Source organism: Marinobacter salinus (assembly GCF_001854125.1).
Taxonomy (GTDB): domain Bacteria; phylum Pseudomonadota; class Gammaproteobacteria; order Pseudomonadales; family Oleiphilaceae; genus Marinobacter; species Marinobacter salinus.
Genome location: NZ_CP017715.1, coordinates 2925033 through 2949135, shown reverse-complemented (window position 1 = coordinate 2949135; position 24103 = coordinate 2925033). Strand labels below are relative to the sequence as shown.

Annotated in this window: 23 protein-coding genes; 13 read left to right on the top strand and 10 right to left on the bottom strand. The window is 55.7% G+C overall.

What is annotated here, in order from left to right; translation table 11 throughout:
- Nucleotides 1-2: 2 nt before the first annotated feature.
- Nucleotides 3-1016, top strand: coding sequence for a DUF2235 domain-containing protein (locus BKP64_RS13750; RefSeq protein WP_070971184.1), 1014 nt, complete (start codon nt 3-5; stop codon nt 1014-1016).
- Here the strand turns inward: BKP64_RS13750 and BKP64_RS13745 are convergent.
- Both BKP64_RS13745 and BKP64_RS13740 read right to left on the bottom strand, forming a co-directional pair.
- Entirely contained in the window at nt 1007-1390 is a 384-nt protein-coding gene (locus tag BKP64_RS13745) for a thiol-disulfide oxidoreductase DCC family protein (protein WP_070971181.1), read from the bottom strand. The genes BKP64_RS13750 and BKP64_RS13745 overlap by 10 nt on opposite strands.
- Nucleotides 1374-2726, bottom strand: coding sequence for a CHAD domain-containing protein (locus BKP64_RS13740; protein ID WP_070971178.1), 1353 nt, complete (start codon nt 2724-2726; stop codon nt 1374-1376). Before BKP64_RS13740 ends, BKP64_RS13745 begins: the two co-directional genes overlap by 17 nt.
- A 228-nt stretch (nt 2727-2954) precedes the next feature.
- Between BKP64_RS13740 and BKP64_RS13735 the strand changes: the two genes are divergently transcribed.
- Nucleotides 2955-4631: a methyl-accepting chemotaxis protein gene (locus BKP64_RS13735; protein ID WP_070971175.1), complete on the top strand. Its 1677-nt coding sequence runs from the start codon at nt 2955-2957 to the stop codon at nt 4629-4631.
- A gap of 1 nt (nt 4632) precedes the next feature.
- Here the strand turns inward: BKP64_RS13735 and BKP64_RS13730 are convergent, their stop codons facing one another.
- Nucleotides 4633-5817, bottom strand: a complete 1185-nt coding sequence (locus BKP64_RS13730; RefSeq protein WP_198402621.1) for a response regulator — start codon at nt 5815-5817, stop codon at nt 4633-4635.
- Between the two features lie 186 nt (nt 5818-6003).
- On the opposite strand from BKP64_RS13730, the gene BKP64_RS13725 reads away from it, so the two are divergent.
- From BKP64_RS13725 to BKP64_RS13680, 10 genes are all read left to right on the top strand, one after another.
- Complete coding sequence (locus BKP64_RS13725; RefSeq protein WP_227515400.1) at nt 6004-7071, top strand: TRAP transporter substrate-binding protein; 1068 nt, start codon at nt 6004-6006, stop codon at nt 7069-7071.
- A 132-nt stretch (nt 7072-7203) separates the two neighbouring features.
- Nucleotides 7204-8322, top strand: coding sequence for a spermidine/putrescine ABC transporter ATP-binding protein PotA (potA, locus tag BKP64_RS13720; protein WP_070971170.1), 1119 nt, complete (start codon nt 7204-7206; stop codon nt 8320-8322).
- Nucleotides 8315-9175: a spermidine/putrescine ABC transporter permease PotB gene (gene potB / locus BKP64_RS13715; protein WP_198402620.1), complete on the top strand. Its 861-nt coding sequence runs from the start codon at nt 8315-8317 to the stop codon at nt 9173-9175. Before potA ends, potB begins: the two co-directional genes overlap by 8 nt.
- A complete protein-coding gene (gene potC / locus BKP64_RS13710) occupies nt 9172-9942 on the top strand; it encodes a spermidine/putrescine ABC transporter permease PotC (RefSeq protein ID WP_070971164.1) in 771 nt (256 codons plus the stop codon). The genes potB and potC overlap by 4 nt, the downstream gene beginning before the upstream one ends.
- Nucleotides 9939-10979, top strand: a complete 1041-nt coding sequence (locus BKP64_RS13705) for an extracellular solute-binding protein (RefSeq protein ID WP_070971161.1) — start codon at nt 9939-9941, stop codon at nt 10977-10979. The genes potC and BKP64_RS13705 overlap by 4 nt, the downstream gene beginning before the upstream one ends.
- Before the next feature lie 150 nt (nt 10980-11129).
- A complete protein-coding gene (locus BKP64_RS13700) occupies nt 11130-12215 on the top strand; it encodes an extracellular solute-binding protein (RefSeq protein WP_227515399.1) in 1086 nt (361 codons plus the stop codon).
- A 5-nt stretch (nt 12216-12220) separates the two neighbouring features.
- Nucleotides 12221-13315 carry an ABC transporter ATP-binding protein gene (locus BKP64_RS13695; RefSeq protein ID WP_070971160.1) on the top strand — a complete coding sequence of 365 codons (1095 nt, stop codon included), beginning with the start codon at nt 12221-12223 and terminating at the stop codon, nt 13313-13315.
- Nucleotides 13312-14172: an ABC transporter permease gene (locus BKP64_RS13690; RefSeq protein WP_070971157.1), complete on the top strand. Its 861-nt coding sequence runs from the start codon at nt 13312-13314 to the stop codon at nt 14170-14172. Before BKP64_RS13695 ends, BKP64_RS13690 begins: the two co-directional genes overlap by 4 nt.
- A gap of 4 nt (nt 14173-14176) precedes the next feature.
- Complete coding sequence (locus BKP64_RS13685) at nt 14177-15037, top strand: ABC transporter permease (protein ID WP_070971153.1); 861 nt, start codon at nt 14177-14179, stop codon at nt 15035-15037.
- 113 nt (nt 15038-15150) lie between these two features.
- Nucleotides 15151-17424, top strand: coding sequence for a sensor domain-containing diguanylate cyclase (locus BKP64_RS13680; RefSeq protein WP_070971151.1), 2274 nt, complete (start codon nt 15151-15153; stop codon nt 17422-17424).
- Nucleotides 17425-17488: 64 nt separating this feature from the next.
- Here the strand turns inward: BKP64_RS13680 and BKP64_RS13675 are convergent, their stop codons facing one another.
- From BKP64_RS13675 to BKP64_RS13655, 5 genes are all read right to left on the bottom strand, one after another.
- A complete protein-coding gene (locus tag BKP64_RS13675) occupies nt 17489-17929 on the bottom strand; it encodes a universal stress protein (RefSeq protein ID WP_070971148.1) in 441 nt (146 codons plus the stop codon).
- Between the two features lie 32 nt (nt 17930-17961).
- A complete protein-coding gene (locus tag BKP64_RS13670; RefSeq protein WP_070971146.1) occupies nt 17962-19245 on the bottom strand; it encodes a TRAP transporter large permease in 1284 nt (427 codons plus the stop codon).
- Between the two features lie 34 nt (nt 19246-19279).
- Complete coding sequence (locus tag BKP64_RS13665) at nt 19280-19873, bottom strand: TRAP transporter small permease (RefSeq protein WP_070971143.1); 594 nt, start codon at nt 19871-19873, stop codon at nt 19280-19282.
- Nucleotides 19874-19980: 107 nt separating this feature from the next.
- Nucleotides 19981-21009, bottom strand: a complete 1029-nt coding sequence (locus BKP64_RS13660; protein ID WP_070971140.1) for a TRAP transporter substrate-binding protein — start codon at nt 21007-21009, stop codon at nt 19981-19983.
- 142 nt (nt 21010-21151) lie between these two features.
- On the bottom strand, nt 21152-21691 hold the full coding sequence (locus BKP64_RS13655; RefSeq protein ID WP_070971137.1) for a YqiA/YcfP family alpha/beta fold hydrolase: 540 nt from the start codon (nt 21689-21691) through the stop codon (nt 21152-21154).
- 94 nt (nt 21692-21785) lie between these two features.
- Between BKP64_RS13655 and BKP64_RS13650 the strand changes: the two genes are divergently transcribed.
- Nucleotides 21786-22325, top strand: a complete 540-nt coding sequence (locus BKP64_RS13650) for a glutathione peroxidase (RefSeq protein WP_070971134.1) — start codon at nt 21786-21788, stop codon at nt 22323-22325.
- On the opposite strand, the gene BKP64_RS13645 is transcribed toward BKP64_RS13650, so the two are convergent.
- Both BKP64_RS13645 and BKP64_RS13640 read right to left on the bottom strand, forming a co-directional pair.
- On the bottom strand, nt 22322-23314 hold the full coding sequence (locus BKP64_RS13645) for an LLM class flavin-dependent oxidoreductase (protein ID WP_070971131.1): 993 nt from the start codon (nt 23312-23314) through the stop codon (nt 22322-22324). The genes BKP64_RS13650 and BKP64_RS13645 overlap by 4 nt on opposite strands.
- 25 nt (nt 23315-23339) lie before the next feature.
- Complete coding sequence (locus tag BKP64_RS13640) at nt 23340-23969, bottom strand: metallophosphatase domain-containing protein (RefSeq protein ID WP_070971128.1); 630 nt, start codon at nt 23967-23969, stop codon at nt 23340-23342.
- Nucleotides 23970-24103: the final 134 nt, after the last annotated feature.

Here is a 24103-nt window from a genome sequence, read left to right as displayed (position 1 = left end):
CCATGGTTAAGCGCCTCGTTATCTGTGCCGATGGCACATGGAACCGTCCTGAAGAAGATTTGCAGAAAGACGTACCAACCAACGTCCTCCGTCTGGCCCGCGCCATCCGCCCGGTGGCCCTGGGTGACAGCCCCCAGCATGTGTTCTATGACTGGGGCATCGGCTCATACCACAATGCGGTCATTGGCGGAGTTACCGGCCAGGGTATCCACAAAAACATCATGGATGCCTACCGGTACATTGTTCAGAATTACGAGCCGGGTTCAGAGCTCTATTTCTTCGGTTTCAGCCGGGGCGCTTACACCGTGCGTTCGCTTTGCGGTCTGATCAATAATTGCGGCATCCTCCAGCGGCCGGACGCAAGGCTGATCCAGAAAGCATTTGATCACTACAAGAAAGCCGGAAAGGACTATGCGCCTTCAGGAGCGGAGTCTCTCAGATTCCGTGCGGAACACAGTCATGAATCCCGCGAGATCCGGTTTGTGGGCGCCTGGGATACGGTCGGAGCATTGGGTGTGCCATTCTCGCTCCTTGGGTTATTTGACCGGAAGGACGAGTTCTACGACACCAAGCTGGGCAGCAATGTGCGAATTGCCCGCCACGCTCTGGCTATTGATGAGCGGCGGGAGGATTTCGAGCCAACACTGTGGCTACCGAGAAAGGGGCTGAATTTGAAGCAAGTTTGGTTTGCCGGCTCCCACAGCGATATTGGTGGCGGTTATCCGGCTGATGACAACGGGCTCCTTGCGTCGGATATTGCCCTGGAGTGGATGGTGAGCGAGGCGGTTGCTGCGGGCCTGGACATCGAACCGCATTTGCCGGCAGCCATAAACCCCAGCCCAAAGGCCCGACTGCATAATTCCCGCAGGCACATTTTCCGGTTCTCCACCCCTTTGGTACGCCCCCTGAAGCCAAAGGATACTGAAACTTCTATTCACCCCTCCGTAGACGATCGATGGCGGCTTGATCCGGATTACCGGCCGCCTAACCTGGAGGCCATTGGTTTTCAGGGTTGATCACCCCGGCCGTTCTCACCGATCGCGCAGGCGTACTTCTGCTCATACCGGCGGTCTGCCCAGCCTTCATAAATCCTGGAGGCAGTCGGGAAAATTATGGGCCAAAGCAGTGGCTTGAAGAGGAATCCGAAGCGGGTATGGGACCAGGCGCGCACGTTGGCATGCAGACCGATGACCCATTCGCCGGTCCGGGTCATCAGGTGCAGGCGGCGCAGCAGCAGTTCGTGGCTTGGCAGGCCCTGGTTGTCGCCCTGCTGCTCATGAATGTCTGCGAATATCAAAGTTCCGTCCTGAAGTTTACGAAGGGTACGAATCTCGCGGGCACACAGGGGGCAGCTTCCATCGTAAAACAGGGTGTCATACCTGGGCTCCATCGAGTCCTCCAAGGGCAAGAATCTGTTTGCGCACGGCTGACTTTTTCCGCTCCAGCGTGTCTATCAGGCCATTGATCGCGGCCGGCAGTACGTTGGAAGCGTTGCTGCGGAACTCCTTCATCAGCTCAAGCTGCACATGAAGATCCTGGAAATTGCCGTAGAGTTGTTGCCGGCTTTTCAGGGTCTTCAGGGACTGTTTCCAGCCCGCTTTGTCCAGCTCCATCAGGTAGCGAATCCGCTTCAGCTGTTTGCGTAGTCTGTGTATGTCTTCGTCGGGCGAGGTATGCATCAACTCTGCAGTGCGTGTGTTGAACTGCTTGATACGTTGTTGTACGGCGTTCCGGATGTCTTTTGGCGCAAGTTTACCGGCGAGTTTGTGGAATTTGCGGGAATCGATCAGGTGGTGCCAGTCGTTCACGCTGTCGTGGTAGCGTTTGCCTTTCAGCTTCTTGACGAGCCGGGTGTGCTCCTCCTTGGCCTGTTTTCCAAAGTAAGTATGAAGAGTCGTCTGGAGCTCGCCGTTTTCCTGGCACAACCCCGGCAGGTCCTCGAGCAATACGTGTAAATCCCGCAGCCGTCCGGTGGCGTTGGCATGCCGTTTCAGTTCCTTTGTGGAGCTTGACAGCCGGCGGTCTCCGGTAACTTCCTGCAAGGATTCGGCGATGGCGCGGCTGCGGCGGATGGCAATGCGGTACTGGTGCAGAAATTCGTTATCCAGTCCGAGAATGACGCCAGGCTCAAGCTGATGGATAACCGTCAGCTGATGCCGTAGTGCTGCCGGAATGTCCTTGCCTGGATTCGTACCGTCGGTCTTTGCGCGCTTTTTCAGCGTACGGGCAAAGTGCTGGTAACTGAACTCTTTCGGGGTGAGAAACGTTTCCAGCTTGCTCTTGCCTTGTTTCAGGTTGTGCCAGTCGGTTACCGGAACGCAAATGTGAATGAAACTGGCGGTGGGGAGGTGGGCTGGAGGGTGTTTCAGCAGCCATGCCGCCAGCTCAATGAGCGCTGGGTTGTGGCCGATGATGGCTATCCGGTCAGTGTTTTCGAGGCTTTGCAGCCATTGGAGCAGGCGCTGATAGTCAAAGGTGTAAAGCTCCGGGACAGTCTGCACGTGTTGCACAGGAAAGGCTTCCGGCAGCACTCCTTCAAGGGTTTGTTTTGCGCGTATGGCGTCGCTGGCATACAGGCGGCCACCAAAAGCGCCAGCGTGGGTCAGAGCGTTACCCAGTGGTGCCAGCTGCGCCTCACCCCGTCCGTTGAGGGGGCGTTCGTGGTCGTTCAGGCCTTCGTCTGCCCAGCTGGATTTGGCGTGCCGGATAAGGAAGAGGTGCTTCATGCTGCTACCTTGGTGCCGAGACTTTCGTCTGAGAGATGCTCAAGGTCATCGTGCGTCGGTCGTTAGACAGAGTATACGAAAACGCGTGAGCGCTGACAGTGTAGTTGCCGATTGGGTGGCTCGCTGTGTGAGTGTTGGTAATCTGTTTTAACAAACTGGAACAGTGCTTCTTGCGCGTCTGTGGATAATCTACGGCTGTTTTTCTTTCTTTTCCGAGGATCCGGAGTAATGAACTTTTTGAACCACCTTCGCATACGAACCCGATTACTGTTGGCCGTACTGGTGCCGGTACTGATTACGGCGGCCACTATCGCGTGGATCACCGTGAGCCAGATACGTGCCGAGGGCAAGGCAGAGCTCGAGCGGATGGAGGAAAATCTTTTGGATGCCCGTAAAGCGGGGCTGAAGAATATGATTGATGCTGCCCAGGCGGTCGTGTTGCACGCGAAAAACGATCCGGAGCTCTCGGAAGAGGAAGCCAAGAAAGAAGCGGCGGAACGGTTGCGTTCCATTCGTTTTGATAAAACCAACTACGTGTTTGCCTATACGCGCGATGTCTACAACCTGGCGTACGCTCCGGATCCGTCAAAGGAAGGCCCAACCAGTAACCCTACCCTGAAAAAGCTGGTTGGAGCTCTGTTCGATGCGGCTGAATCCGGTGGCTTTTTCTCCTACAGCTGGGCTAACCCGGCATCGGGCAATGAGGAGCCGAAGGTTTCCTATTCCACTATTATTCCCGGCTGGGACTGGATGATCGGCGCCGGGGTCTACGTGACCGATATTGATAAGGTAGTGGCGGAGGCCAGGGCCGAAATTGAAGAGGACATGGCCTCTGCGCTCGGGTTTATTTTGCTGGTGACGTCGGTCATCGTGGTTATTTCGTTGATCATTGGCGTATTCGTGGGTCGTACGGTGACCAAGCCGCTCAAGAGCGTGAGCGATATGATGCAGGAAATCGCCAGTGGTGACGGTGACTTGCGTCAGCGTCTGCCGGAAGAGGGCACCGACGAACTAGCGGAGCTGGGTCGTCGTTTCAACGCCTTTGTTATCAAGATCCAGACCACGATCCGTGAGGTCGGTGCCACCACAGATCAGGTTGCGTCTGCGGCCGAAGAGCTGAGCCGTGTTGCCAACGAAACGCGGGCATCGGTTCAGGAACAGGGTTCCGAGACCGACCAGATTGCCTCTGCCATCAATGAAATGGCAGCGACCATCCAGCAGATTTCAGGCAATGCCAATGAAGTGGAAGGGGCTGCGTCGGATGCTGATCGTATGGCCCGTGATGGCGGTGAAACCATTATTAACGCCCAAGGCGCCGTGAATAAGCTCTCCGAAGAGATTCAGGAGAGCGCCCGAAGCATTGATGCTCTGGCTGAGAAGTCAGATGACATTCAACAGGTTCTGGATGTCATTCACGCCGTCACCGAGCAGACCAACCTGTTGGCACTGAACGCAGCGATTGAGGCCGCCCGGGCCGGTGAGCATGGCCGCGGCTTCTCGGTGGTTGCGGACGAAGTCCGTCAGCTGGCAAAACGCAGCGCTGAGTCAGCCGATCAGATTCGTGAAATGATAGATGGCTTCGTGACCGAGTCCCGTTCTGCGGTCGAGCGGATGAACCGGTCCCGGGACCGCTCATCCGAGACTGTTGAGCGCATCAATCACGCCACCAGCGCTCTGGGAACTATCGAGAAATCGGTGGGACAGATCCATGATCAGGTGACCCAGATTGCGACAGCCGCAGAACAGCAAAGCCAGGTGGCGGAAGAAATCAATCAGAATGTTGTGCGCATTGTGGATGCGGCTCAGCGCAGCGACACCGGCGTCACCCAAACCAACGAGGCGAGTCAGGAGCTGGCTCGCCTGGGTGAAAGCCTGAGAGAGCTGGTCAGCCAGTTCAAGGTCTGAGTCAGTTTTCCTGGCTCTGCCTTAACAGTTCGCGAAGCCGCCGGGAACGGCGGGCTCTCGCGAACACGGTTGCGATCAGATAATCCGGGTCAAATGGTTTGTTGATGAAATCGTCCCCCCCAAGGGCAGCGCCAATAACCTTTTGGTCCGGATGCGTGGCTGAGGTCAGAAACAGAATGGGTACCGGGTCATAGTGTCTGTCCTCCCTCAGGACAGCGGCAATCTCGCTGCCTGAGGCTTCGGGCATCAGCACATCCAGAATGATGACGTCAGGCTCGAACTCTCTGGCAGCGTCCAGTGTTTCCAGGGGGTTGCTTACGGAGCGAACCTTCAGTCCCGCCTGCTCCATTATCAATTGATTTACCTTCAGGACGGTTTCGTCGTCGTCCACCATCAGAACCCGAAAGGCGGGCGTGCCTTTGCGGTCGGCAAATTCGCGGGCAAGCTCCACAAGGTCTGTTCTGGAAACGGGTTTCGCGAGATAACGTGCGGCGCCGGAGCGGAATGCAGAAAGCCTGGCCCCAATGTCATCACGGACCGAGAGGAACGCCACTGGCGGAAGAAGTCCAAACTTTTGTTTGAGAAACTGGATGATCCGGGTGCCCGCGGACCGTTCGTTGCCAAAGACGATGTCCATAATAATCAAGTCTGGCCGTGGGAGAATTTCATAGGTATCTCCGTAAACCGAAGCCGACAGGAAAACCTGGGCATCGAAGCCGGCTTCCTCCAGCCACAAGCGCATTTCCTCGGCAACCAGTTCGTCGTCGTCGACAATGTGGATCGTGCTTGAGCTGTGTTGGGCTTGGGGGCTGTGCCCAGGCTTTTCGTCAGTATCCATGCTGCTCATGGCCCTAACCAGTCGCAGCATTTCCTGCTGTTTGAGCCGAGGGTCTTTGGGGGGAGGATCGAACCATTTATCGATCACGTCCTGCACCTGCGCGGCTGCCTGCGAAATGAGCCGGAGGCCAAACGCGCCTGCAGAACCCGCCAGTTTGTGTGCTTCCTGGTAGGCGAGATTCAGGCCTGCTCTCAAATTACCGCCGTCTTCCCGGTAATTGCTGTCCACCGGTATGTTGGCAATAAAGTATTCAAGCTTTTCCAGGCGCTCGGGCAGCGTCTCCAGGTAGCCTTCCCGCAGCTCATCCAGCCGAACACGGTGGCTGTCACTCTTGTCTTTGGTATCCATATCCATAGTCCCGCTTTCATCCAGAAAACCGAGGCCCGGGTCAGGCCCTGTTGTTGAACCTAGTCTATGGAATACGAATGAGCCAGAAGGTCAGACTGTCCTTGGCTTGAAAGGCCATCACGGGCTAATATTGGAGCGTTATTGGAATAACAATATTACATAATAACTCGATGTATGGTGCTAACAATGATGACTCGTCTATTCAGAATGGCGGCGGTAACGCTGCTTTTCTCTGTCAGTTCACTCAGCCTGGCTGAGGAAAACTTTACGCTGCGCCTTGCGCAGACCTGGGGACCAAACTCTCCGATTCTGGGAGAGACCGTGCAACACATGGCTGATATGGCAGAAACCATGTCTGCCGGGCGCCTCAAGATCCGTATTGACGCCTCCAACAAACATAAGGCGCCGTTTGGCATCTTCGATCTGGTTCGCAATGGCCAGTACGACATGGGGCACACAGCGTCCTATTACTACAAGGGCACTATTCCCAATGCCATGTACTTCACCACCGTGCCTTTCGGCATGATTGCGCCAGAGCAATACGCCTGGTTTTATCATGGTGAAGGAATGGAGTTGATGCAGAAAGTGTATGAGCCCTACGGCCTGTTGTCTTTCCCGGGTGGTAACACCGGCAATCAGATGGGCGGCTGGTTCCGTGAAGAGATCAAATCAGTGGACGACCTGAAGGGCCTGAAGATGCGGACTCCGGGTTTTGCCGGCGAGGTCATGTCCGAGCTCGGCGTTGCTGTCACCAACCTCCCACCAGGCGAACTCTATAGTGCACTGGAGCGTGGAACCATCGACGCACTGGAATGGGTTGGCCCTGCCCTCGATTTTCGGATGGGTTTCCACCAGATCGCCAAGTACTACTACTCGGGCTGGCAGGAGCCGGGTGCCGAAGTGCAGTTCCTGATTAACCAGAAAACCTGGGAAAGCCTGCCGAAAGACCTGCAGGAGATTTTGAGGGTTGCCATGCGCACGGCTGCCTATGACATGTACATCCAGAGCTATGACGAGAGTGGCGCTGCGTGGGCTCGCATGCAGGAAGATTATCCGGACGTGACTCACAAGACCTTCCCGCCGGAAGTGATCGAGGCGCTGCGTGGTGCCACCAACAAGCTTCTCAAGGAGGCTGCCGAGAAGGACGAGCTGGCGAAGGAGATTATCACCTCCCAGCGTGAGTACCTGAGTAAGGTGCGCCAATGGACCAATATTTCAGACAAGGCTTATCTGGACAGCGTGGCTACCGAATAAGCGACTGCTGATAAACCGGTCTGTCAAAAGCCGGTCTCATTAAGGGGCGCCAGGGTTCGTAATATCCTGGCGCCCCTTTTTGTTTGGGGCGCTTTCTGGAAAAATAGGCCGCTCATTCTTTGGGCACGGCTGATGAAAAAGACACTGCTTTCTCTGAACGACGTTTCCAAGCAATTTGACGGCAAAAGCGTCCTGGATTCGCTGGACCTTGATATCCTTGATGGTGAATTCATTACCCTCCTTGGCCCTTCCGGTTGTGGCAAGACTACATTACTGCGTCTGATGGCGGGCTTCGAGCACCCGGATGGTGGTGTCATTACGCTTGCGGGCGAGGACTTGACCCGGACAGCGCCCGAGCATCGCCCGTTGAACACGGTTTTCCAGCACTATGCGTTGTTTCCCCACATGTCGGTGTTCGACAACGTGGCTTACGGCCTCAAGATGGAGAAGCGGCCTAAAGAGGAGATCCGCGATCGTGTGGACAATGCCCTGGCGATGGTGCAGCTGCAGGATTTTTCCCGCCGAAAACCCCACCAGTTGTCTGGTGGCCAGCAACAGCGTGTGGCTATTGCCCGGGCTGTGGTAAAACGCCCGCGTCTGTTGCTGCTTGATGAGCCATTGTCTGCGCTCGATTTCAAGCTTCGTCGTACCATGCAGGTTGAACTGAAACGGTTGCAGCGGGAGCTGGGCATTACCTTCGTTTTCGTGACCCACGATCAGGAAGAAGCGCTTTCCATGTCGGACCGTGTGGTGGTCCTCAAGGACGGTGCCATTCAGCAGTTGGGAACACCGCGGGAAGTCTACGAACGGCCGGCGAACCTTTTCACCGCCCGGTTCGTTGGTGAGACCAATTTTCTGCCCGGCACGGTTGAGGCGATTGACGACGGATTGATCACCGTGGATGTCCTGGGGCTCAAGCGAACATTGCGCCGACCGGAGTTTGCCGTGCGAGAGGCGCAGCGACTGCACGTTCTTCTGCGACCGGAGGATATCCGCGTACTGGACCCGAACAGCGAGCAGGGTGTGGCAGGCAAGATTGTCGAGCGCAACTACAAGGGCAGCACTTTGGATTCAGTGATCCACCTGGACGATGGTACCGAAATACTCGCCAGCGAATTCTTCGATGAGGATGATCCGATGTTCGACTATCGCCTCGGTGAACCGGTGCGCGTGAGCTGGGTGGACGGTTGGGAGTGGCTGCTCCCGGAAGAAGGCGAGACGGCCGACCAGGAACCCCTGATTGATGCATAGTATCAGGCAGCAGCCGTTCAAAACCGCTGTTCTGGTTCTGGTGTGGGGCTGGCTGCTTTTTCTGGTACTGGCCCCGAACCTGCTGGTGGTGGGCGCCAGTGTGCTGACCCGCAATCCGTCAACGTTCATTTCACTGCCGCTCAATCTGGATGCCTATCGGCAGCTGTTTGATCCGCTGTATCTGGAGGTGTTTCTCCATTCCCTTTATATGGCCGCAATGACCACGTTGGTGTGCCTGCTTATCGGCTACCCCTTTGCGTGGGCGCTGTCAAAGGTTGGCAAGCAGCGCCAGGTTCTGCTGGTCTTTCTGCTGATTGTGCCGTTCTGGACCAATTCTCTGGTTCGCACTTATGCACTGAAACTGATTCTGGCGACCAATGGCTTACTGAACAGCGCACTGATGTCTCTGGGTGTCACCGATGAGCCGTTGCGACTGCTGTATACCGAAGGTGCCGTGATCATCGGTCTGGTCTATCTGTTGCTGCCGTTCATGATTTTGCCTCTGTATTCCGTGTTTGATGATCTGCGACAGGAGCTGTTGCTGGCTTCCCATGATCTGGGGGCTGGCCGATTTGCCACCTTTATTCACGTGATTGTGCCGCTGACACTCCCGGGTATTCTGGCCGGCGTGATGCTGGTGTTGTTACCTGCCATGGGGTTGTTCTTTGTGCCTGATATTCTTGGTGGCTCCCGCAACCTTCTGGTGGGCAATGTGATCAAAAACCAGTTTCTGGATGCCCGGAACTGGCCCTTCGGTGCGGCGGCCAGCATTATACTGACACTGACCATGGCGCTGCTGATGTTCGCCCACAGGCTGAGTAAGCGCCGTTTGGGCGACGAGGATGGTCCATGACCCGATGGCTTCCGCGGACGTATCTGGCGCTGGTGTATGTTCTTCTTTACGTACCTATCGTGGTGCTGGTGGTGTTCTCATTCAATGAGTCCCGAACCGGCTACGCATGGGGCGGGTTGAGTCTGCGATGGTACGAAGCTCTGTTTAACAACACTGCGATGGTCAGGGCCATGTGGAATTCGCTCTGGCTGGCACTTTCCGCCGCAACTGTGTCTACCATGATCGGCGCGCTGACGGCACTGGCCCTGCATCGCTACCGGTTTCGGGGAAAGCGGATCCTGAACGGTATGCTGTTTGTAGTCATGATGTCGCCAGAGATTGTGCTGGCGATTTCATTGCTGGCGCTGTTTCTGCTTGTGGGTTTGCAGCTGGGGTATGTTTCTCTGTTACTTGCCCACGTGACCTTTTGTCTTCCGTTTGTTGTAATTACTGTCATGGCCCGCTTGAGCGGGTTTGACGAGAGTCTGCCAGAAGCCGCCCGGGATCTCGGTGCCAGCGATTTTACCATGACTCGCACCGTGCTGATTCCGGTCATTATACCGGCTCTGCTGGCGGGTTGGCTGTTGGGTTTTACACTGTCTCTTGACGACGTGGTCGTGAGCACCTTCGTCAGCGGTCCCAGTTATGAAATTCTGCCATTGCGCATTTACTCCATGGTCCGTGTAGGCCTGAAGCCGGAGGTGAATGCCCTGGGCTCCCTGTTGTTGGTGTTTTCGCTGGTTATGCTGATGTTGTCTCAATGGATACTGATAAGGAGTAAACGATGAAGAAACTAGCGCTGGCCGGCATGCTTGTACTGGGCCTGACAGGCTGCAGTTCCGAGGAACCGCAGGTTCTTAACTTGTATAACTGGTCCGAGTACATGCCCCAGGAGGTGCTTGACCGCTTCCAGGAAGAAACCGGTATTCAGGTGGTTTACACCACCTACGACAGCAACGAGGCCATGTATGCCCGTCTCAAGCTGCTGGATGACAGCGCGGCTTATGATCTGGCGGTGCCCTCAACGTACTACGTGAGCAAGATGCGACAGGAAGGGCTGCTGATGCCTGTCGATCGCAGCAAGATTGAAGGCTTTGACCAGCTGGATCCCGATTTGACCAACCTGGATATTGATCCGGATAACCAGTACAGCATTCCGTACCTCTGGGGCACCACCGGCCTGGCGGTGGATGCCGCGGATGTGGACGGTGACCCTGTGACTGCCTGGGAAGATTTGTGGGATGAGCGTTTCAAGGGCCGCGTCATGCTGACTAACGATATGCGTGAGGTCTTTCATGTCGGTTTGCGGGTGCTGGGTTACTCAGGCAACAGTACCGATCCGGACGAGATTGAGGCGGCCTACGAAAAACTGTCCGAGCTGATGCCCTCGGTGCGAACATTTAACTCGGACGCGCCGCGGATGCCCTACCTGGAAGGCGAAACGGACGTGGGCATGATCTGGAACGGCGAAGCGGTAATGGGCAAGGACACGATGCCGTCACTGGAGTATGTGTACCCGAAGGAGGGCATCATAGCCTGGCTCGACAGCTTCGTGATTCCCAAAAACGCCAAAAATCCGGAGGCGGCCCACAAGTTCATCAGCTTTGTTCTGCAACCGGAAATATCCGCCATGATCAGCGAGGAGATCGGTTACGCTACCCCGAACCTGGCGGCCCGGGACATGCTGGATGAGTCGGTTGCCGGGGATCGCGCCAGCTACCCCACACCGGAAGATATGGTGAACGCGGAGTTTCAGACCGACATTGGTGACGAAGCCTTGCAGGTTTACGCCAAATACTGGGAAATGCTGAAGTCTGGCCAGTAACGGAGAGCGGCACCTTTCCCGATAAAAACGGAGGCCCCCTGGCCTCCGTTTTTTGTCTCCGGGGTTTCACAAAACTGCAACAGATGGTCTATACATTCGTGATAACAATTCGTTAGCAAACTCCCCCAAAACGGTTATCAAGGAAACGTTATGACCAGGTCCTATCGTTCGACACGGAAACACGCATTGCTGTTGTCTGCCACGCTGGCCGCTGGGAGCTTCTCGGGCGCGGCGCTGGCGGAAGAGTTACGTCTGATCACCTGGGGTGGTTATGCGCCGGATGATGTGGTGGCGCAGTTTGAGAAGGAAACCGGAATAGATGTGAAGGTTACCCTGTCCAACAATGAGGATATGATTTCCAAGCTCCGTGCCACTGGCGGTGCCGGCTTTGACCTGGCTCAACCAAGCCAGGACCGGATTGTCGGAGTCCAGCGCCAGTTCAATATATACAAGCCGGTAGATTTCAGCCGCATCAACACCGATAACCTTCAGTCTTCCATGGTCAAGGCAACCCAGAATTCCACCGAGCTGGATGGCAAATACTACGGTGTGCCGTCGGTATGGGGAACCAGTGGCCTTATAGTGCACAGTTCTGTCTCCGACACAGTAGAAGATTATACCGATCTCTGTGATCCGGCAGTGGCGAATGAGGTGAGCTACCGGCTCAAGCGGCCGACTCTGATTGGTTTTGCTTTTGCACTGGGCATGGACCCGTTCGAAGCATACAACGACCGGGATCAGTACCAGTCCATCATGGCGAAAGTGGAAGACAAGCTGATTGACTGCAAGAGCAACGTAAAGACCTACTGGACCGGTGGCGACCAGTTGCTGGCTCTTCTGCGTACCGGGGAAGTGAAGGCCGCCATGGCCTGGGATGCCGGTGGCTGGAAGCTCAATGCCGAAAACCCGGAGATTCGTTTCGTCGCGCCCGAGTCGGGAGCTCTGGGCTGGATTGACACCTTTGCGATTCCCCGTCGCAGTGACAATGAGGAAGCTGCGTACAAGTGGATCAACTTTGTGATGCAACCGGAAATCGCCGCAAAGATCACCAATGCCTCCGGTAACTTCACCGCATCCAGGGGTGCGGACGAGTTTGTCAAAGCAGAGCTGCGGGATGCGTATCGTGCCAGCTTCAACGATCAGGCCATCAATAACATCAAGTGGTATCCGCCGGTACCGCCGGGGCTGGAAACTATGGAGGGGCAGGTACTGGATCGAGTCCAGGCAGCGAACTGATCCGTATGGGAATGGACTCAGACCTTTTCTGTTCAGATCTGGTCCGCCGCTTCGGTTCGAATGCCGCGGTGGACCATATCTCCCTTGACGTGCCTGCAGGCACGTTTTTCTCCATTCTGGGGCCGTCGGGCTGTGGCAAGACCACCCTGTTACGTTTGTTGGCGGGCTTCGATAAGCCGGATGAGGGCGAGATTCACATCCGTGGCCAGCGAATGAACGACGTTCCGCCCAATCGCCGCCCCGTCAATATGGTGTTCCAGCATCTGGCGCTGTTTCCGACCATGTCGGTAGGCGAGAATATCGGCTATGGCCTGAAACGGCAGGGGGTGTCGGCGGCGGAACGCCGCAAGCGCATTGCCGGTGTGCTTGAGCAGGTAGGGCTTCCGGGTCTGGAAGACCGCAACCCCCAGCAGTTGTCGGGTGGTCAGCGCCAGCGTGTGGCCCTGGCCCGCTGCCTGGTACTGGAACCCACTCTGTTGCTACTGGATGAACCGCTCGGCGCGCTGGATCTGAAGCTGCGTGAACAGATGAAAGTGGAGCTCAAACACCTGCAGAAATCGTTTGGCACCACTTTTGTTTACATCACCCACGATCAGTCCGAGGCGATGGTCATGTCAGATCAGGTAGCCGTCATGCGTGACGGCCGGTTTGACCAGGTCGCGCCGCCGGAAGAATTGTACCGGGAACCGGCCACACCCTTTGTTGCCGGCTTTGTGGGTGACAATAATCTCCTGGGTGGCGAGCTGGTAGCGGTGCGTGACAACCTCGCCCGGCTGCGCCTTGATGACGGTACGATAGTCAACGGCCGAGTGGGCTCCGATGGGCTTGCGCCGGGTGGTCGTGCCGAGCTTTTCATTCGCCCGGAATCGCTGTTGCTGACCGGAGGGGCGCTTGAGGATGGTTTTTCCGCTATCCAGGCAACGGTGAAAACAACCCTGTTTGATGGCGCCAACAGCCGCGTGGAAGCCGAAGCCGGCGGGCAGGCGGTATACGCACGCCTGCCGCAGGACGGTTCGGCGCCGAATCTCAATGAAAGTGCGTCGCTGCGACTGGCCTGGGACCCGATGCTGGCACGGGTTTTTGAGGCAGAGTTGCCATGAGGTCTTCCGCCAGCCGATTATCGCTATGGCTGCTGCTCACGCCGTTTCTGCTCTGGATCGTGTTGTTGGTTCTGGTCCCGCACCTGCAAATGCTGAGGGTGTCGCTCCAGGTTCGCGAAAGCTGGGACACACTGGCCTGGGGGCTGGAGCAATATCGGAATTTCTTCACTGAATCCTATTATTGGCGAACGTTCGTGCGAACGGGAGTCATGTCGCTTTTTACTACTTTCCTGACTCTGGTCATCGCTTTCCCGATTGCCTGGTACATCGCCAAACTGGCTCGTGGACGGGCAAAGGGGTTTTTGTTTCTGGCTTGTCTGATCCCTTTCTGGGCCAGTGAGCTGGTGCGCACCTATGGCTGGATGATTCTGTTGAGGGAAAGCGGCCTGTTCAGTTCCTGGTTGCAGGCATTGGGCTGGGCGGATGGCCCGGTGGAGATGTTATACAACGATGTCGCGGTGATCATCGGCCTGGTGTACAACGGTTTGCTGTTCATGGTGGTGCCTTTGGTCACAACCCTTGATGGCATGGATGAAAACCTGGTGGAAGCGGGCTATGACCTTGGCGGCAACCATGCCACAGTGCTCCGGGAAGTGGTTGTGCCCTGGGCGATGCCGGGCATTGTGTCAGGTTGTATTGTGGTGTTTATGCTCACGCTTGGCAGCTATCTGACACCGGTGTTGATGGGAGGCAAGGACAGTGCCTGGTTTACTCAACAGATTTTCACCCAGTTTATAACCCGGTTTAACTGGGAGCAGGGAGCAGCCCTGGGCGTGTTACTGCTGGTGTTGTCGTCGGTGATTGTCTGGCTGGGCCTGAAGCTCACCGGCCAGTCGCTGCGCAAGGTGATGGGGTGAAGCCATGATTCGTTCGGTGCACCGTTCCCGCTGGTTTGACGGACTGTACCTGGCCTATCTGGTGGGCTTTTTCGTGTATCTGGCGATGCCATTGCTTGTAACGGCGGTATTTGCATTTAACGATGCGCCGTTCCCCTCCCTGCCCTGGAAGGGGTTTACTCTGGACTGGTACTTCGCGGATGGCTCCGCTGGCCGGACCGGCCTTTTTCATGATGATGGTCTGTTATCAGCACTTTGGGTCAGCGCCCAGATAGCCGTGTGGGTGACGCTGGTGAGCGTCGGGCTGGGGTGCGTGAATGCCGTTCTGTTTGAGCGGGTGCAGTTCCGTGGCAAGGAGTTCCTGTACGTTCTGATGCTCCTGCCATTGGTAATTCCGGGGGTTATCCTGGGGGTTTCCATTCTTGTGTTCTACAGCGGCATGGCCAATGATATCTCGAAGGCCTGGGGTATTGAGCTGGATTTGTTCCGGCCCGGCATGACCCTTGTGGTTATGGGGCAGGTAACGTTCATCGCCACCCTGAGCACGCTGGTTATTGCTGCCCGGTTGCGCAAGTTCGACCCGCAACTGGAAGAGGCAGCCCTGAATCTGGGTGCCACACCTGTCGTTGCCTGGTTCACGGTGACCTTGCCATGGTTGCTACCATCCATTTTCGGAGCCGCTGCCATGGCGTTTCTGATGTCTTTTGAGAACTTCAATACCACAGTGATGCTGACCGGAAGTGACACGCCACTGACGGTAGCCTTGTTCAACCGCTTGCGAGAAGGTTCCACGCCCGTACTGAACGCGGTGGCATTACTGTTGATGGTCGGGTCAGCGCTGTTGGCGCTTGTGGCCCTTGGCCGCCATTCCTCCGTCAGAGGATGATCTTTGTGTAAATAAAAGATCAAATATTGTTATCCGGTCAGATTGGGTAAACCAGCAGCGCGTCCTTCATCTATAATAGGTTTCGATTCTCATCTTTCAGGTTCGTTATCTTCATGCATGTGGTTCGCCCCTGGCACCTGATTATTGCGCTCATGCTGGTTCTCATTGTGCCCCAATTGGGCCATGCTGCTTCCCAGCCTGTTACCGAGGGCTGGGAGTACCGTTGGGGGGATTCGCCGTTTAATACCGACGGCGTGCCTGAATGGGCCTACAAGGACGAGCCGGGGCAATGGCACGATATCGGGTTTCCGTCCAATCCGCCCGACCGCAATGGTCATGAGCATGTCTGGTATCGGGTTACGCTACCCCCGGGTGAATGGCAGGATCCGGTCCTTTACATCTACAGCGTCGATATCATTGTCCAGGTGTACCTGGATAACAAAAAGATCTATCAGTATGGAACGTTTGACGAGGAGGGCCGGGGGCGATTTGAGGGCTGGCCCTGGCACGAAATTCGTCTACCCGAAGGGTATGAGAACAAGACGGTCTATTTTCGGGTGTTCTCGGATTACACCGATATCGGTTTGTGGGGTGAAGTCTCCATCATGGATCATCGGGATTTGGTTCTTTACGTTTTGGAGAACTCGCTGGAATCCCTCATTATTGCCGGCTTTTCCTCTCTCATAGCCATCCTCGCGCTGATTTTTGCCCTGCTGCAGACAGAGAAAAAAACCTTTGGCAGCATCGCCCTGTTTACCTTGTCCTCCTCTGTGATGCTGGTATCTGAGACTCAGGCCAGTCTACTGATTTCTTACCAGCCACTTTTATGGGATTACCTTGCTGCCGGTTCCTACTATATGTTGCCTGTAGCAATGGCATTGTTGCTGGCGCAATGGTTGGCAAGCCATCGTCCCTGGGTTATTAATCTGATCTGGAAACTGCATGCCGTATATCTGGTCGCTGCGATTGGTCTGTCTCTGGTAGGTGCAGTGGATCTTTCGTCCACGTTCCCGCCTTTTGATGGCCTGTTTCTCATTTCTCTGTTAACGATCAGTGCGGTGGTCATTCGGCGTTTCTGGTCCATGTCGAAGGAGCAGCAATTCCTTCTTCTGGCCTATGCTGTGTTCTGCGCGCTTCTCATTGGCGATATGGCTGTGGCTCACGGTATCTTGCCCTGGGGACGGGTGCCGGTGAGCTGGGGCATACTGATCTTTTCCCTGACCATCGTAATCATCTCCCTGTGGCATTATGTCAGCACGCAGAGAGCTCTCCGCGACCTCAATGTGTCTCTTGAGGAGCAGGTGGCTGAGCGGACGGCGAGCGCAGAGTCACTAGCCCGCCGGGAACAGGCGAGGGCCCGCATGCTCACCTTCGAAAATGAGAAAAGCCGGGTTCTGGGCGACATGATTACCGAACTTCAGGACTGTGTGGGTCTGAAACAGGCCCTTGGCCTTCTGGGCAGAACCATGCCGGATCTTTGCAGCCCCTTGCCCGGGGTGTTCTATGGTCGGTCAGGCGATGGTGTATACGAGCGTATTGCGGACTGGGGCTTTGGTAAGGAGCCCGGTATGCTTCCGTCCATACTTGAAGCTGGTAAAAACCTGCCAAAACCCACGATTTCGCCTCCCGGCCCTCATGGTCCCGCGAAGGAGGGCGCAAGTGATGCACTGGCCGGGCTCATGTGTTTCTGGATCAACCTGGAGTCCGCCAGTGACGGGACCGTGACTGAAGGGGTGCTTCTGCTTGAGGGCGATGGCGTGTTTGCTCCGGTCGAAAATGAATATGGTTCAGCAAGGCTTTTTGCCGCCCTGAACCAGGCGGCCCAGCGCATTGGTATTGCGCTTTCAAGTATCGTCCTCAGGGAAGAGCTCCAGAAGTTTTCTTATGAAGATGCGCTTACCGGTCTCAAGAACCGTCGATACTTTGATCAGCTGTTCGAGCATGAATGTGCGGTGGCGCATCGCAGGGAACTGCCTTTGTCTCTGCTGGTTATCGACATAGACCATTTCAAGAGCTTCAACGACACCCATGGCCACGAGGCCGGAGACAGGGCGCTGCAATCAGTGGCTATGGTGCTGCAACGGCAGTTCCGGGACAGCGATATTGTGTGCCGTTATGGCGGAGAGGAATTCGTTGTCATTATGCCGGGAGCTATAACGCCAGATGCGAAAGACCGCGCACAGCACCTCTGCAAAGCCGTCAGTGATGTGCCGGTAATCTTTCAGGGTGAAGACCTTGGACAGCTAACGGTGTCTGTTGGCGTGGCGTGCTGGCCCGACAGTGGCTCTGAGCCTGAAGAGCTCTTGGGGCTGGCAGACAAGGCGCTCTATCTGGCCAAAGAAGAAGGGCGCAACCGGGTCGAAATATACGGAAGCCGGGCGGCATAAAAAAAGGAGGGGGGCATAGCCCCCCTTTTTCTTTCAGGTTTTCGGTTTCACCAATCTGGTGATCTCAAACCACGAGGACCGGGCACTTTGCGTTCGATGCTACCCGGTGTGAAACACTCCCCAGAAACATGCCATCCTTGCCGCTGTGTGTGCCCTGTGTGCCGATCACAATCAGATCTACTCCTTTGTCTTTGGCAAATTCAACAATGACTCTTGAGGGTTTGCCCGCTTTTACGAAACCCCGGACGTCTTTGGCTCCACGTTCTGCAGCCTGTACCTTCGCATGCTCTACGATGTCTTTGGCGTACTCCGACAGCACCTTGTCCGGAATGTCCATTCCTTCAGGGCGTCCGATCGATAGGGACGCCTCAAACAGGCTGTGATGTTTGTAAACACAGAGCAGATAAATTTCGGCGTCCATGAGCTTTTGAAGTCCAATGGCCTTATCCAAGGCCTTAAAGGAAGACTCTGAGCCGTCAACGGCCACCAGTATTTTTTTGAACATATTCTTCTCCCTGAAATCGGTCTCTACAGCTTTCAGCGGAACGCCACGTCACGCAGGAACAGTGCAATCTGCGGGAAGGCGATGATCAACCCTGCGGCAGCCACGAGCATAAAGACGAACGGTGGCGTACCGCGGATAACTTCCCAGTATGGCCGCTTGAATATGGCTATGGCGGTAAATATGTCGCAACCAAACGGTGGCGTAGCCGAGCCTATCGCAACCTGAAGTGTAATCAAAACCCCGACAAGTACCGGGTCCAGGCCGGTCGCCTCAATCGCCGGTGCAAAGATCGGTGTCAGCACCAGGATCACCACGATCGGATCAACAAACATGCAGGCGATGAAGAAGGCGACACAGATTGCGATCAGCACGCCGACCGGACCAGCTTCATTAACACCGACAGATTCGAGTATGGCTTGAGGAATCTGTGCAAAGGAGATAATCCACGAAAAGCCGTTTCCAACCGCTACCAGTATAAAAACCACGGCGGTAATCAGTCCGGTGGACTTGGCAATCCGATAGATGTCCGGCAACTTCAGTGAGCGGAAGACCGCGAATTCGAGGAGGAACGCGTACAGCACGCAGACAGCCGCAGCCTCTGTGGGACTGAAGATGCCGCCATAGATACCGCCCACAATGATAACCGGGAAGAACAGTGGCCATAGCGCGTCACGGACAGCGACCCCCCGTTCTTTCCAGTTGGCCCTTTCCTCGGTAGGAACCTTGTTAACGTAAGCATAGATCAGGCAGTAGAGTGAAAACATGGCCAGAATCATGATGCCGGGGCCTATACCGGCAATGAAGAGCTCGGCAATGGATGTCCCGGATATAACCCCGTAAATGATGAAGCCGATACTGGGGGGGATCAAAAATGCGATATCACTGGAGTTGATAATCAGGGCCAGTGAAAACGAGTCGGAATAACCTGCTTTTAGCAGTTTTGGCCGCAGCGGAGAGCCAACGGCTACGACAGTCGCCTGGGTAGAGCCAGAAACCGCACCAAACAGAGTGCAGGAGGCTGCAGTACTGATGGCCAGGCCACCCTTCACATGCCCGATAAACGCCATAACCATATTGATCAGGCGGTCCGCAGACTGTCCACGGGTCATGATGTCAGCGGCAAGAATAAACATGGGTACGGCAATGAGGGAGGCGGGCCGGATTCCTCCCATCATTTGCTGGATAAAAGTACCCATCTGGCCAAAGCCATCAAACATCATTACAAAACCGACCACCGCACCCGTGATCAGCGGAACCATCATCGGGAAGCCCAGGAGTAGCAGCCCGATCATGATCACCATCATTATAGTTGCCATGATTTTCTATCCTTTGTTAAAGCAGCTGCAGGTTTCAGACTTCCGATTCACTATCCGCGTAGCCGTCAATCACACCGGTGGAGAGGTAAACATCCTTGCTGGTGAGGTTTTTGATGGCCGTGAGAAAATACTGAATACCAGTGATCGCAAAGCCCACCGGGGCCCAGACGTAAATCCACCAGATTTCAAAACCCAGCGCAGGGAGAATTCGCCCACGGCTGTAGAGGGTTTCGACGTATCCATAGGAGTGGTAACAGAGGAAGAACATCACCACTGATGTAAACAGGGCGATGAAAATCATCAGTGCTTTGCGCCCCTTGGTCGGGACCGCATCGTAAACTGCAGACATACGGATATGGCGACCATGGCGGGCTGCGTAGCCGATGCCTGCAAAGGTAATCAGGATAATGAGAATCCGGTTAATCTCACCTGAGAAAAACAGGCCTTCACCGAAGACAAAGCGTGCAATAACGTTAACGCATGTATTGATAGCCATGAGGATGACGCCAACCGCCAGCATGACGGCCTCTGTCTTGGCTATGACTTCATCAATGGTCCCCAGGAACCCGGGCAGGCCGGACTCGTAGGTTCCGGTATCATCTTCAAGATCCGGGGAATTCTCGGACATGGGGTCTGCTCCAGAGCATGTCGCTCCCGGCCGGTGGGAATCCCCGGCGGGGCGGGGTTAGCACAGCTTCCCGCCAGCATACGCTGGCGGGAATTGTTCCTTCAGGTTCAGTTGCTCTGAACTTGTTTCAGATCTTCTTTGAACTGGTTCAGCAGCTCCTTGCCGCTTTCACCAGTCATTTCGATGAACTTCTCTTCCACCTGAGGCGCACGGGCCTTGAAAGCATCAATCTGTTCATCGTTCAAGCGGGTAACGGTCACTTCGTCACTGGCTTTCTGGATCTTCGCCAGGGCTTCTTCGGCGAGGCCGTCGATGTGATCGATGATTTCTTCAAACGCATAATCCGATGCGTCCTGAACCAGCTTTTTGTCTGCATCAGACAGATCGCTGTAGAAATCCTGATTGGCCATCATCGCAGTGGTGAACCAGCCATGGCTGGTGAAAACCAGGTTCGGCGATACTTCGTAAAGTCCGCCAGACTCGATCCAGAAGATCGGGTTTTCCTGGCCCTGGATCATGTTGGTCTGCAGGGCGCCATAGACCTCACCCCATGGCAGCGGGGTCGGTGTCGCGCCAAAAGCAGCGTAGGTCTCGGACAGAAGCGGGTTGGTCATTACCCGGATCTTCTTGTTGTTGAAGTCTTCCGGCTTGGTGACCGGCTCGTCTACCGTGACAACCATTTCCCCTTCCGGGTACATCTTCAGAAGCTCCAGGCCTTTCTCGGAATAGAGCTCAGGGAAATCTTTGTTGATCGCTTCACTTTCCCGGAAAAACTTGATGACCGTGTCCATGTCAGTCGGCATCAGATACGGAATGAAAAAGATCTGTGCTTCGGGAATCAGAGACCCGGTGAAACCGGGAGACTGGTTAACAAAGTTCAGAATGCCGGCCTGGGTCTGCTCCATGATGTCGTCAGACTCACCCAGCTCGCCGAAGCGGTAGATCTGCAGGGTGTGGTCAGAATTTTCCTCGATATACTCTTTGAACTTATAGGCGAATACGTCTTGTACGTCGCCCTCATACTCCTCATGTGCGTAACGCCAGTTGTCGGCGTTCGCGGAATTAGCGGCGGTCATGGCCACAAATGCGAACGCTGAAATTCCGGCCAGTTTTCTGAACTTACTCATGCTGCTCATCAGGGCTTTCTCCGTTCGTTTATTTACTAAAAATTATTATTACGGTATTAAAGACTGGCAAAACAAAGCGGTTTTCGCAAGAAAATGACGAAAATCAGGAGAATCTGTTGTTGGGTTCTTACGTTATTGCAAGTTCCTGAAATCATTTCTTATTCAGAGTGAAGCGACATATTTCGAGGAAAAGGCGGAATTCGGTGACAACCCGGTCGACACTGTTTTCGAGACGGTGTCCGTCGGGTAATGCCAGTGCCGGCAGCCCCTGCTGCCTTGCCAGTTCAAGCACCGGCATCACGGGCACTACGTCGTCATCCCAGCCGTGAATGATCTGGGAATGCTGGGCCCTGATGCGCGGGCTGGACTGAGGGTATTTCTCCAGGGCCAGGGCTGGCGCCAGCAGGAAGCACCCCAGCACCGGCAGCATTGCGCTGGTTTGAGCGCACACCCAGCCGCCCATGCTGGAGCCCGCGAGCACGGTTCGTTCCGGATCGGCGTTCGAGCCTTTCAGGGCGGCGTCCATTTGCTTCAGTCGGGCGGCGGGGTCTTTGGTGCTCCTGTGGTCGATGGCAATGGCTGTTACTCCGGGAAAGGATTCCGCAGCGCGCTTCATGGCCTGGATTTTGGTGCTTCCGGGCCCACTCTCGAGGCCGTGGGAGAGAAAAACATGAAGGGTGGGCGTTGTCATGACGAGTGCTCTTTTGCGGGTGTGTGTTAACACCAAATTTTAAACCAATACCGGGGTACAGGCGTAAATCCCATTTAACGAAAGGAGTTGGAGCATGATCAGATTATTTTTTGGATGCCTGATTGCCTGGGTGGCTTTTCCGGTCTTTGCCGCAGAGGGAGCGTGCCCGGCGTTCCTTGATCATGAGATGAGGAAGCTTCATTCCAGCCAGAATATCAATCTGTGTGAGGTTTCCGCCGGCAAGCCGATGCTGGTTGTGAACACTGCGAGCCATTGTGGTTACACCGGTCAGTTTGAAGGCTTGGAAGCACTGCATGAGAAGTACCGGGACAAAGGGCTTGTGGTTGTTGGATTCGCCAGTGACGATTTTCGTCAGGAGGCCGCAACCGAAGAAGAAGCGGCGACGGTGTGTTTCAAGAATTTCGGAGTCACATTCACCATGATTGCGCCAGGGCCGGTAACCGGCGACCAGGCCAACCCGGTCTTCCGGCACATCAATGAGCAGAGCCAGTCGCCGCGCTGGAATTTTTCCAAGTACGTGCTGGACCGCAATGGCGAGGTAGTCCAGGCCTTTCCAAGCCGGGTGACACCGAACGACCCTGAGTTGATCAGAGCCGTCGAGTCCGTGCTTTAGTTGCTGCGGGTTTCCGCGAGAATGTCCAGGGCGTGCCGGCGCTTCTCGGGATCGTATATGTCGACCGTGAACATAAGCTCGTCGACATCGACAGTGGCGAGCAGGTCGTCTATTTGCCGTTTCAGAGAATGCGCGTCGCCCAGTAGCTGAAGCGCCAGGAAGTCCTGCACGCTGGCCTTCTCGCCAGCATTCCAGAGGCCGTTCATGGATTCCACGGGTGGCCGCATCCAAAGAGGCTGGCCTCTGAACAAGGCAAGAATGCGCTGGTAACTTGTGGTGGCGAGGAATTTTGCCTGATCCATTGACTCGGCGGGCACAGCAGGAACTGCGAGCATGGCGTAGGGCTTATCCAGCTGATCTGAAGGCTGGAAATTGTCCCGGTAAACACGCAGGGCTTCCCGGTATAGTCTCGGCGCAAAGTGGCCGGCGAAGGCGTAAGGCAGACCTCGCATGGCAGCCAGTTGGGCACTGTAAAGACTTGAACCCAGTAACCAGATCGGGACATTGGTGCCGGCACCGGGGATGGCCTTGACCGGCTGGCCTGGCCGCAAAGGGCCCAGCAACGCCTGGAGTGTTGCCACGTCCTCCGGGAACTGTTCCGCACCGAGGCCGTCCCGGCGGAGCGCGCGAGCCGTGACAGGATCTGTCCCGGGCGCCCGGCCGAGGCCCAGGTCAATGCGTCCGGGGTAGAGGCTTTCGAGGGTGCCAAATTGTTCCGCAATGACCAGTGGCGGGTGGTTGGGAAGCATGACGCCTCCGGAGCCGACCCGAATAACATTGGTCTGGCCAGCAATATGGCCGATCAGCACAGATGTGGCGGAGCTGCTGATGCCCTCCATGTTGTGGTGTTCGGCGAGCCAGAAGCGTTTAAAGCCCAGACCCTCCGCATGTCGGGCATAGGCCACACTGTTGGCGAGTGTGGCGCCTACGGAGTCCCCCTCACGTACAGAGGCAAGTTCAAGCAGGGAATAATCGGGTCGTCTGGACATGGGGCTCCGGGGCACTTGGGTGAATTCAGAGGTCGATAACAATCGGCGGGTTCAGGGGTTTGTAGCTGCCAGTGCATGTGCTGGCATTGACATACAGGCAGTTGCCGATTTGTTCCTGACCATGGTCTTCGTGGATGTGACCAAAAACATGGAGCCTGAGGGCGAGGGTTTCAACCTTTCGGGCGAGATCATCGCAGCCCGGCCGCACAGTGCCGGTCGGTGAAATAATTCTGTCGAGAATGCCTGCGGGCGGCCCATGAGTAATCAGAACATCGGTGTCGTCGGGAATCTGTGCCCAGCGTTCGGCAATCGCCTGCCCCCGTTCGCGGTTGAAGGCCCAGTTAAAAAAGACAGGTGTCCAGGGGCTGCCCCAGAACTTGAGGCCTTCCAGTTCGAGCGGACTGTCCTGCAGGTAATGCGCATGGCGCACCAGTTCTCTGGCTTCGGCGGGCTCATCCTGGAAACACCAGTCGTGATTGCCGGCAATGAGTATTTTGTGCCTGTGCGGCTGTTCCGCAAACCAGTTGTCCAGATCTTCCAGCTCCTCCAGTGTGCCCACGCCCAGGGAGTCCCCGGCGTGAATCAGAAGATCCCCCTCGGGCACCTCTATTTGTCGGTGCATGTTGTGGGTGTCGGAGATGCAGACAATTCTCATGGGCCGTTGTCCATGCAGATAAATGGTATTCGTAGTGAGCTATCGAATGCTCTCAAGAATAACATGCACTGCTTATTATACGCCTACGCTTTTCAAAGTGCTGGCGAGTATGATGAAGCATTGATACACGTCTT